8 protein-coding genes are annotated in these 8,961 nt (G+C 66.3%); 3 read left to right on the top strand and 5 right to left on the bottom strand.

Annotation, left to right across the window (positions count from 1 at the left end; translation table 11 throughout):
• Positions 1-129: 129 nt before the first annotated feature.
• Positions 130-1,458, bottom strand: coding sequence for a sigma-54 interaction domain-containing protein (locus ACE3RX_RS22700; RefSeq protein ID WP_374487244.1), 1,329 nt, complete (start codon positions 1,456-1,458; stop codon positions 130-132).
• Positions 1,459-1,750: 292 nt separating this feature from the next.
• Between ACE3RX_RS22700 and petA the strand changes: the two genes are divergently transcribed.
• Both petA and ACE3RX_RS22690 read left to right on the top strand, forming a co-directional pair.
• Positions 1,751-2,380 carry a ubiquinol-cytochrome c reductase iron-sulfur subunit gene (gene petA / locus ACE3RX_RS22695; RefSeq protein WP_374487243.1) on the top strand — a complete coding sequence of 210 codons (630 nt, stop codon included), beginning with the start codon at positions 1,751-1,753 and terminating at the stop codon, positions 2,378-2,380.
• A 158-nt stretch (positions 2,381-2,538) separates the two neighbouring features.
• Positions 2,539-3,156 carry an MBL fold metallo-hydrolase gene (locus tag ACE3RX_RS22690; RefSeq protein ID WP_374487242.1) on the top strand — a complete coding sequence of 206 codons (618 nt, stop codon included), beginning with the start codon at positions 2,539-2,541 and terminating at the stop codon, positions 3,154-3,156.
• Positions 3,157-3,180: 24 nt separating this feature from the next.
• On the opposite strand, the gene ACE3RX_RS22685 is transcribed toward ACE3RX_RS22690, so the two are convergent.
• The 4 genes from ACE3RX_RS22685 to ACE3RX_RS22670 all read right to left on the bottom strand — a co-directional run bounded on the left by ACE3RX_RS22685 (position 3,181) and on the right by ACE3RX_RS22670 (position 7,882).
• Positions 3,181-3,732, bottom strand: a complete 552-nt coding sequence (locus tag ACE3RX_RS22685; protein ID WP_374487241.1) for a D-alanyl-D-alanine carboxypeptidase family protein — start codon at positions 3,730-3,732, stop codon at positions 3,181-3,183.
• A 328-nt stretch (positions 3,733-4,060) separates the two neighbouring features.
• On the bottom strand, positions 4,061-4,729 hold the full coding sequence (locus ACE3RX_RS22680; protein WP_374487240.1) for a c-type cytochrome: 669 nt from the start codon (positions 4,727-4,729) through the stop codon (positions 4,061-4,063).
• Positions 4,730-5,021: 292 nt separating this feature from the next.
• On the bottom strand, positions 5,022-6,692 hold the full coding sequence (locus ACE3RX_RS22675; protein ID WP_374487239.1) for a pyrroloquinoline quinone-dependent dehydrogenase: 1,671 nt from the start codon (positions 6,690-6,692) through the stop codon (positions 5,022-5,024).
• Positions 6,693-6,733: 41 nt separating this feature from the next.
• Positions 6,734-7,882 carry a porin gene (locus ACE3RX_RS22670; RefSeq protein WP_374487238.1) on the bottom strand — a complete coding sequence of 383 codons (1,149 nt, stop codon included), beginning with the start codon at positions 7,880-7,882 and terminating at the stop codon, positions 6,734-6,736.
• 343 nt (positions 7,883-8,225) lie between these two features.
• On the opposite strand from ACE3RX_RS22670, the gene ACE3RX_RS22665 reads away from it, so the two are divergent.
• On the top strand, positions 8,226-8,961 hold a 736-nt coding region (locus tag ACE3RX_RS22665; protein WP_374487237.1), incomplete at its 3' end, for a phosphomethylpyrimidine synthase ThiC.

Here is an 8,961-nt window from a genome sequence, read left to right as displayed (position 1 = left end):
GGACGATGAAACCGTGGCGGTACGGGAGAAGTCGGTGTTCCTGATACCGCAGTAGGCGTCAGCGCCGTCGCAGACAAGGGGAAGCATGGAGCGATCCGGCTTCCCCTTAGTACATCCGGCAAGGCTTGTTCAGCCCAGTTCCTTGATACGCCGGTACAGGGTGCGCTCGCTCATGCCCAGCTGTGACGCCAGGGCTTTGCGGGACCCGCGGTGGCTTTGCAGCGCGGCACGCAACTGCGCATCGTTCAGTTGTCCCCGGCCGAGTGGCATGTGGGGGCCGTTCCTTGTTTCGGCTTCCGCGGGTGCATCGCCGCCGAAGCCGCCGAGTTGCAGTTCTTCGGGCAGATGCCGGCGCTGTAGCGCCTCCCCGTCGCACAGCAGGCTGGCGCGCTCGAGGATGTTGCGCAGTTCCCGCACATTGCCCGGGTAGTCGTAGGCCAGCAGACAGTCCAGTGCGTCCGCGGCGATGCCAAGCGGGCGCTCGGGCGCCACCCGCTTGAGCAGGGCTTCGGCCAGCAGCGGGATGTCCTCCTGGCGGTGGCGCAGCGGCGGCAGGCTGATCGGAAAAGCGTTCACGCGGTAGAACAGGTCCTGGCGGAACTGGCCTTTTTCCACCAGGGCCTTGAGCGGCCGGTGGGTGGCGGAGACCAGCCGGATGTCGGCGCGGATCAGCTCGGTGCCGCCGACCCGCCGGTAGGTGCCGGTTTCCAGCAGGCGCAGCAGCTTGACCTGCATCGCCAGCGGAATGTCGCCCAGTTCGTCGAGGAACAGCGTGCCGCCGCTGGCCACTTCAACGAGGCCGCTCTTGCGCGTGGTCGCACCGGTGAAGGCGCCGCGCTCGTGGCCGAACAGCTCGCTCTCGAACAGGGTTTCGGTGAGGCCCGAGCAATCCACCGCCACGAAGGGGCGATCGGTGCGCCGGCTTGCCTCGTGGATGGCCTGGGCGACCAGTTCCTTGCCGGTGCCGGACTCCCCCTGCAGCAGCACGCTGGCCTCGGACGGCGCGACGCGGGCCACCAGCTCCAGCATCGCCAGGAAGGCCGGCGCCCTGCCGATCAGGCCCTGGTCCGCGGCGACGCCGCGGGCTACCGGCAGTGGTTCCAGCTTCTCGATGAAGAAGGCGATCTCGCCGCCCCGGTCGCGGATCGGCGACAGCTCGATGTTCTCGTAGCGCTCACCGCCGGCGGTGTGGTGCAGATGCACCACGCGTTCCCGCTGGCCGGACTGCAGGCTGCGCGCCAGCGGGCAGGATTCGCCGGCCTGGTCGCAGGGCACCGGGTAGTGGTGGGACACCTCGTAGCAACGGCGCCCGATCAGGTCGTCCGGCCGTTCGCATTTGGCCCGGTAGGCGCCGTTGGCGGCCAGGATGCGGTAGTTGCGGTCGCACAGGATGTGCGGCTCCGGCAGGGTGTCCAGGAAGGAGACGAGTTCGGGGAGGGGATGGGGGCCGATGCTCATGGGAAAGGCTTTCTGCCAGCAGGTCTGCCGGATGCTGTCATGGCAGACCGCCACGGTCAAATCGCGCTGGGCTGCCGTTTTTGGGTCTTGTCCTGCTTGGGTGGCAGGAATAACTGCCAGGGAAGGACGTGGCAGTTCGCGTGGCAGGCCGGATGGCAGCATGCTCTCCGGTGCATGAGTGTAAGTGATTGATGTGGAAAGGCTTTGTGTTGCGCGCAGGGGTGGCATGGATGTTGATTAGCCGGAGCTGATACAGCCTGACGACCATCGCCAGCTCAACCGAGAGGATTCCATGCCTACCACGACCCTGCCGCCCGCCTTTGGCGGAACCGAATCTCCCCGCGATCCGTCCCGCCGGACCCTGCTCATCGCCACCGCGGGGGCCGGCGGGGTGCTGGCCGTGGCCGCTGCCGCGCCCTTCGTGGCGACGCTGACTCCGTCCGAGCGCGCGATGGCCGCCGGGGCGCCGGTGGAGGTGGATATCGACAAGCTCGCCCCGGGCGAGTTGATGGTTGTCGAATGGCGCGGCAAGCCGGTGTGGATCCTGCGGCGTACCCCCGACATGCTGGCTGCGCTGGCCAAGGCCGAGCCCCTGCTGGCCGATCCGCAATCCGGCGTGGCCTCCCAGCAGCCCGACTACGCCCGCAACGCCCATCGCTCGCGTAATCCGGAGATCTTCGTGGCGGTCGGCATTTGTACCCATCTCGGCTGCTCGCCGTCCAGTGCCTTCCAGGCCGGCAACCCGGCCCTCGGCGCCGACTGGCCCGGCGGCTTCCTGTGCCCCTGTCATGGCTCGACCTTCGATCTGGCGGGGCGGGTCTTCAAGAACAAGCCGGCGCCGACCAACCTGGAGATCCCGCCCTACAAGTACCTGAGCGATACCCGCCTGCTGATCGGCGCAGACGACGCCGCGGCGGCCTGAGGTCGGTGGAGGATGGCCATGCACAAGATTCATCCTGATGCCCGAATGCCCCAGGACACGGACCCCGTGTTGCGCCTGCTGGCCGTGCTGCGGATGGCGGGGCATTGAGGGGCGCGGCCATGTATTTCCGGCAGTTCTTCGATCCGCGGACTTCCGCAATGAGCTATCTGCTCGCCCCGGCGGGAGGCGCCGCGGCGGTCGCCGTGGATCCCAACCCCGATCCCTGCCAGGCGCTGCTGCTCCAGTCACTGCTGGCCGAGCGTGGGTTCGAACTGCGGATGATCCTGCTGACCCATGTCCATGGGGACATGCTGGAACGCCTGGCCCACCTCTATCCGGCGGTGCTGCTGGTGGCTGGCGCGCCCCCGGGCGGTGGCGAACGCTACCGAGCGGTTGCCGCCGGTGACATGCTTCTCGTCGATGCCGAGCCGATCCGCGTGATCGCCACGCCCGGCCACACGCCGTTCAGCGTGAGCTACCTGTGGCAGGACCGCCTGTTCTGCGGCGATGCATTGGAGCTGGGTGGTTGCGGCCTGGCGGAAGGGGGCATCTGCGATCCGGGGCGCATGTATGACTCAGTCGTCGACCGGCTGTTCGTGCTGCCGGACGAGGTGCTGGTCTTTCCCGGCCACGACGTGCATGGCCGTACCGTGTCGACGATAGGTGAGGAGCGCCAGCGCAACCCCTTCTTCCTGTCGCGCTCCCGCGACGCCTTCATGACCGCTTTTCGGGAGCGCCAGCGGCCGAAGCCCCCCGGCTTCCGCTTCGATGCCTGAACCACCTGGCTGGACGGATATCGCTCAGACCGCCCCGGTGAGCAGCCGATCCCGCTCGAAGCACCAGTGCCAGGGCTCGTACAGATAGCCCTCCGGGTTGCCGCGAGGGAAAGACAGGGTGAAGCCATAGTGCGCCGCGTGGGCGTTCAGCCACGCAAAGGCGGCGGTGTCTTCGAAGGTTTCCTCGGCCGGCGGGCAGCCGGGCGTCGTCACATCGACTGCGCAGCCGGTGTGATGTTCGGATGTGCCCGGAATGGCCAGCACGCTCAGGATGTCGGCCAGCGCGACGCCATTGTCCAGCTTGCGGCGTATCAGTTCCGCCTGGCGTTCGATGCTGCGGAAGGCGGAAACCAGCTCCAGCACGATACCGTCCGCCGCGGCAGCGGCCTGCATTTCCCTCCATGCCTGTGCCGCTCGCGGCTGCAGCAGAAAACCCCGGGCGGCATGGGTTTCCACTACGACCAGGTTCTGCGCCTCGGCGAACACCGGCAGCCTGCGCCGGGCGATCTCGCTGGTCGGGATGCCGAGCGGGGCGAGAAGGTGGGCGAGTGGGGAGGGCTGCGGGTCGTGGGACATCATTGTTCCGGGGTACGCCGTTGGGGATTGGGCGGCGGGCAGGAAATTGCGGTGGCCGGATTTTATCCGTGACGCTGATCCCGTGGCGCATGCGGGCAGGGGCTTGCCCTGTTGCCGATGTGCCGGTGGAAGGCTGTCATCCAATGACGGATGATTGATTTCCGGTTTTCGGATGAACTTGCTGAAGGTTCGGCTCGCGAACTCGAAACTTCGGCTTGGGAACGCGAAGTTTCGACCGGCTTGCTCGAAGTTTCGAGCTCGGAGCCCGAACTTTCGGGCTCGGAGGTCGAAAGGCGGAAAGTATCTTTCCGTTCCCGCCATTGCCCGCTTACGGTTGCTGCTTGCCCAGGTATTGCAGGTAGGCGACCAGTTCCCAGATCTGCTCTTCGGTGAAGGCACCGCCCCACGGGGGCATCACGTCGGCGCCCTGGCGGCCCTTGGAGATGGTCTCGTAGGCCACTTCGGCGGGCAGGTCCGTGCGGCCCTTGAAGTCGGGGGCGCGGCCGCCGACGCCTTCGAAGCCGTGGCAGTAGCCGGCACAGGTCTTGGCGAAGCGGCGCTTGCCGGCGTCGATGCGGGCCTGCTCGTTGAGGTCGAACGGGGCCAGCGGGCCGGTGCCCTGGCCGGCAGGCGTGCTGGCCAGGCGCTTCACGTAGGCGACGAGCTGGTCGATCTCCTTGGCTTCGAGCACGGTGCCCCAGGGCGGCATGGCCTTGTCGCCATGCTTGCCGTGAATGATGCGGTCGCGGATGCGTTCTTCGGGCAGGTCGCTGCGGGACACCAGCTTGGGGCCGTAGCTGGCGTTGGCGCCGCCGGGGGCCACGCCGGCACCGCCCGCGCCGTGGCAGCTTACGCACAGCTTGTCGAAACGGTTGTGGCCGGCGGCGACCAGCGCCTTGCCTTCGTCGGGCGGCGGGGCGACCGCGTGAGCCGGGGCGAGCAGGGCGAGGAGCAGGGCGGGGGCGAATGCCCGCAGGCGGGTGGGGAGGGGGATCATGGTCTTGTCTCCGATTGGAACTGGGGTCTTGTTGTAGTGGCGGGCGTTCGATGAGAAGGCGGGTGTCCTGTGGGGGCGAATTCATTCGCCCGTGGAGTCTGGTCAACGCAGGGAGGGCGAATGAATTCGCCCCTACAGCAATCTGCCCGCAGCACAAACATCTGGAATGGGCCCCAAGGGCATAGCGAGGGAAAAAAAAGGGGTGTGGCACCTGGAGGTCTGCACCACACCCTAGGAACAGCACGGCGGGCCGCGTCCGGACCCGTCGTGCCGCGGAGCTCGTAAGGCGGGCTTACTCGAGGGTGAAGCCGATCAGCGCGGCACCGCCGGGCAGGTCCTTGATCTGCGGGAAGGCGCCGGACAGGAAGCCCGGGGCGTGGGAGCCGAGGCCGGTCGGGATCACGATGTACTGCTTGCCCTTGACGGCGTAGCTGACCGGGCCGCCGCGGGCGCCGGAGCCGGCGTTGAAGCGCCACAGTTCCTTGCCGTTGTCGGCGTCGTAGGCGAACAGGTGGCCTTCCATGTCGCCGGTGAACACCAGCCCGCCGGCGGTGGTCAGCACGCTGGAAAGGGGCGGCAGGTCGTAGCGGATGCTCCACTTGATCTTGCCGGTCAGCGGGTCGCGGGCGTCGAGGCGGCCGTCCGGCTTCTTGCCGTTGGGCGGCGGCACCAGCTTGATCTCGTCGATGCCGAGGGACAGGGCGGAGACGGCGGTCAGGTTGGACGGATCGTCCTTGCCGGCGACCACTTCGTTACACACTTCCATCGCGTGGGAGTACCACAGGCCGGTGCCGGGGTTGTAGGCGCCGTGGTTCCAGCTGCGCGCGCCGAGCAGGTTGGGGCACAGCAGCTCGCGCTTGCCGGGCTGCGGGCGGCGCGGCTCGATGAGGGCGCCGGTCTTCGGGTCGATGCCCTTGGACCAGTTCATGTTCTCGGCGAACTGCCAGACGTTCTCCAGCTTGCCGTCCTGCTTGTCCATCACGAAGACGAAGCCGCTCTTGTTGAGGTGGACGATCACGTCCTTGCCGTCCTTCTTGACCAGCAGCGCCTCGTAGGCAGCGTCGAAGTCCCAGGTGTCGTGGGGGATTTCCTGGCGGTGCCACTTGAGCTTGCCGGTCTTGGGGTCGAGGGCGAGCAGGGTGGAGGTGTACTTGTTGTCGCCTTCGCGGCCAGGGGTGTAGTAGTCGGGCGCGGCGTTGGAGGTGCCGATGTAGATCGTGTCGGTGCTCTCGTCGTAGGTGCCGGGCATCCATGCCGAGCCGCCGCCCACCTTGCCGCTGTCGCCGGGCCAGCTGGCCGGGTCGTTCTTGATGATGTCGAAGTTCCACACGGGTTTGCCGGTGTCGGCGTTCACCGCGTAGATTTTGCCGGCGATGGGCTGGTCGCCGCCGGTGGTGCCGCCGAACAGCACGTCGCCGGCGAGCTGCGGCGGGGCCGAGAAGAGGGCGCCATACTGGGTCTTCTGGTCGGTGAGCTGGGTGGACCAGACTTCCTTGCCGGTCTTCTGGTCGATGGCGATGAAGCGCCCGTCCAGGGTGCCGAGGAAGACCTTGCCGCGGCCGACCGTCACGCCGCGGCTGGCGGCAGCGTAGAAGACCTGCTTGGAGATGGCGGCCAGCTTAGGCTCGTAGTGCCACAAGGTCTTACCGTTGGTGGCGTCCACCGCCCACACGTTGTTGTTGGCCGACACGTAGTACAGGATGCCGTCGATGACGATGGGTGTGGCCTGCAAGCCGTGGGTGATGTTGCCCGGCTGGTGGATCCACGCCACCTTGAGCTTCTTCACGTTGGTCTTGTTGATCTGGCTGAGGGGGCTGAAGCGCCAGGCGTTGTAGCTGCGGTGGTACTGGGGCCAGTTGTCCGGATCGGCGTAGCCGGGGCGGGTGTCGGCGGCCAGCGCGCTGCCGGCGATCAGGCCAGCGGCGCCGAGACAGGCGGCCAGGCGGATTTGGGCGATCTTCATGGTGTTGTCCTTGTGGTCTTCTGGTGTGTCGGGGCGGGGGCTCAGAACGTGAAGTTCAGGCCGACGTTGAGCAGGGTGGATTTGTGGCCCACGCTCGGGATGCCGGCGGCGACGATGCTGGTCTTGATGGTGGCGGCATCGCCCGCGTCCACGTAGGCCATCTGGGCGTACAGGATGGTGTCGTTGCGCAGCGAATAGTCGTTGCTGATGACGATGTTGCGGGTGTGGTCGTCCTTGTTCATGCGGTCCTTGTTGTCGTAGTAGGCAAGGGTCGCGGTGTTCTTGGGGTGCCACTTCCAGTCGGTGCCGACGCCGATCGCATTGACGTTGGAGACGTTGCTGCCGGTGCTGAGGGAGTTGCGGGCGTTGAGGTAGTTGGCCTTGAAGGTGAAGTCGCCGAAGGGCACTGCGAAGCCGAGGCCGCCGTGGCGCACGTTGTCGTTGGCGGTGGCCTGATCCTTGATGACCTGGTAGGACGCCGACAGCACCACCGGGCCGGTATAGGTGCCGCCCACCGCCCACACGCTGTTCTTGTCCAGGCTGCCGGCCTGGCCGCCGGGGGAATACAGCACGCCGAAGCTGTAGGGGCCGAGGGTGTTGCGGTACTGGATGGCGTTGCTGAAGAAGATACCGACGTCGTTGTTGGTGTTGCGCTCGGTGCCCGGCGCCCCATTGGTGGCGGCGTACTGGTTGTAGGCCCAGGCGTAGAGGTTGGAGAACTGCTCCTTGAACGCACGCGGTTCGGTACCGATGTGGGCCAGCAGCGCCGGGCCGTACTGGCGGCCGAAGGTTACGCTGCCCCAGTCGCCGCGCAGGCCCAGGTTGGCCTGACGGCGGAAGAACGGGGTGCCGTTGCCCTGGGCGTCGCCGGTGCCGTGGAACTGGCCGTTGTTGGTGTCGAAGTGGGCTTCCAGGTTGAAGAAGCCTTCCAGGCCCTGGCCCAGGTCACGGTCCCCCTTGAAACCGATGATGGTCTGGCGCAGGCCGCTGGTTTCCATCGACGACTTGCTCTTGCCGTCCGTGCCGGTCTTGCTCTGATAGAGCAGGCCGGCGTCGATGATGCCGTAGATCGCCACATTGGTTTCGGCGAGGGCAGGCAGGGCTAGGCTGGCCACCGCAATGGCGATGGCGTTGCGCAGGATGCGCGGATTCTCTTGACGGCCCTTGGATACGGATGCGTGCTGAATCATGGATATGTCTCCTCGTTATTGTTCCTCCGGCTTAATAGGCCGGTGGCGAGGAGGGAATTGCAATTAGTTTGCCAGGTCTGATTTTTCCCATTAAGACGGGGAATACGCCGGAAATGGGAAATAAAAGACGAGACACATGTCTCAAATGATGGGGCGAGAAAGGAGACAGGCGTCTCTTTTGTCTCCGCCGTCTCAATATTCAATGATGGTGAATAAGGGCGATATTGCGGAACTGCCGCTTTTCCAGTGCTGGCGCGGCGTGGCGTGGAATTTGCTGAAAGTCCGAGTGAAATGGCTTGCCATTCAGATAACGAACACAGACCGAATCCCCAAAGGAGCCTCCATGAACGCCACCGACAAATTCCTCGCTGCGTCCGCCCATGTGGACGAAGCGGCCGTTGCGCCGCTACCCAATTCCCGCAAGATCCACGTCGAAGGCTCCCGCCCGGACATCCGCGTGCCGATGCGCGAGATCACCCAGGCCGATACGCCGACCGGTTTCGGCGGTGAGAAGAACCCGCCGATCTTCGTCTACGACTGTTCCGGCCCCTACACCGACCCGAACGCGAAGATCGACATCCGCTCCGGCCTGCCGGCCCTGCGCCAGGGCTGGATCGAGGAACGCGGCGACACCGAAGTGCTCGCCGACCTGACCAGCGAATACGGCCGCGCCCGCGCGCTGGACCCCAAGCTCGACGAACTGCGCTTCCCCGGCCTGCACCGCAAGCCCCGCCGTGCGCTGCCCGGCAAGAACGTCTCCCAGATGCACTACGCCCGCCAGGGCATCATCACCCCGGAGATGGAATTCGTCGCCATCCGCGAGAACGTCAACCGCCAGGCCTACCTGGAGAGCCTGCGCGCCACCGGCCCGCAGGGCGAGAAGATGGCTGCGCTGCTGACCCGTCAGCACAAGGGCCAGGACTTCGGCGCCGCCATCCCCGGCGAGATCACCCCCGAGTTCGTGCGTTCCGAAGTCGCCCGCGGCCGCGCCATCATCCCCAACAACATCAACCACCCGGAAAGTGAGCCGATGATCATCGGCCGCAACTTCCTCGTGAAGATCAACGCCAACATCGGCA

This window comes from Zoogloea sp., assembly GCF_041914405.1.
Classification (GTDB): Bacteria; Pseudomonadota; Gammaproteobacteria; order Burkholderiales; family Rhodocyclaceae; genus Zoogloea.
This window is presented reverse-complemented; position numbering and strand designations above follow the sequence as displayed.

Coding starts and splice junctions, on each gene's coding strand:
- ACE3RX_RS22700 (WP_374487244.1), bottom strand. CDS start 1,458: ATGAGCATCGGCCCCCATCCCCTCCCCGAACTCGTCTCCTTCCTGGAC.
- petA (WP_374487243.1), top strand. CDS start 1,751: ATGCCTACCACGACCCTGCCGCCCGCCTTTGGCGGAACCGAATCTCCC.
- ACE3RX_RS22690 (WP_374487242.1), top strand. CDS start 2,539: ATGAGCTATCTGCTCGCCCCGGCGGGAGGCGCCGCGGCGGTCGCCGTG.
- ACE3RX_RS22685 (WP_374487241.1), bottom strand. CDS start 3,732: ATGTCCCACGACCCGCAGCCCTCCCCACTCGCCCACCTTCTCGCCCCG.
- ACE3RX_RS22680 (WP_374487240.1), bottom strand. CDS start 4,729: ATGATCCCCCTCCCCACCCGCCTGCGGGCATTCGCCCCCGCCCTGCTC.
- ACE3RX_RS22675 (WP_374487239.1), bottom strand. CDS start 6,692: ATGAAGATCGCCCAAATCCGCCTGGCCGCCTGTCTCGGCGCCGCTGGC.
- ACE3RX_RS22670 (WP_374487238.1), bottom strand. CDS start 7,882: ATGATTCAGCACGCATCCGTATCCAAGGGCCGTCAAGAGAATCCGCGC.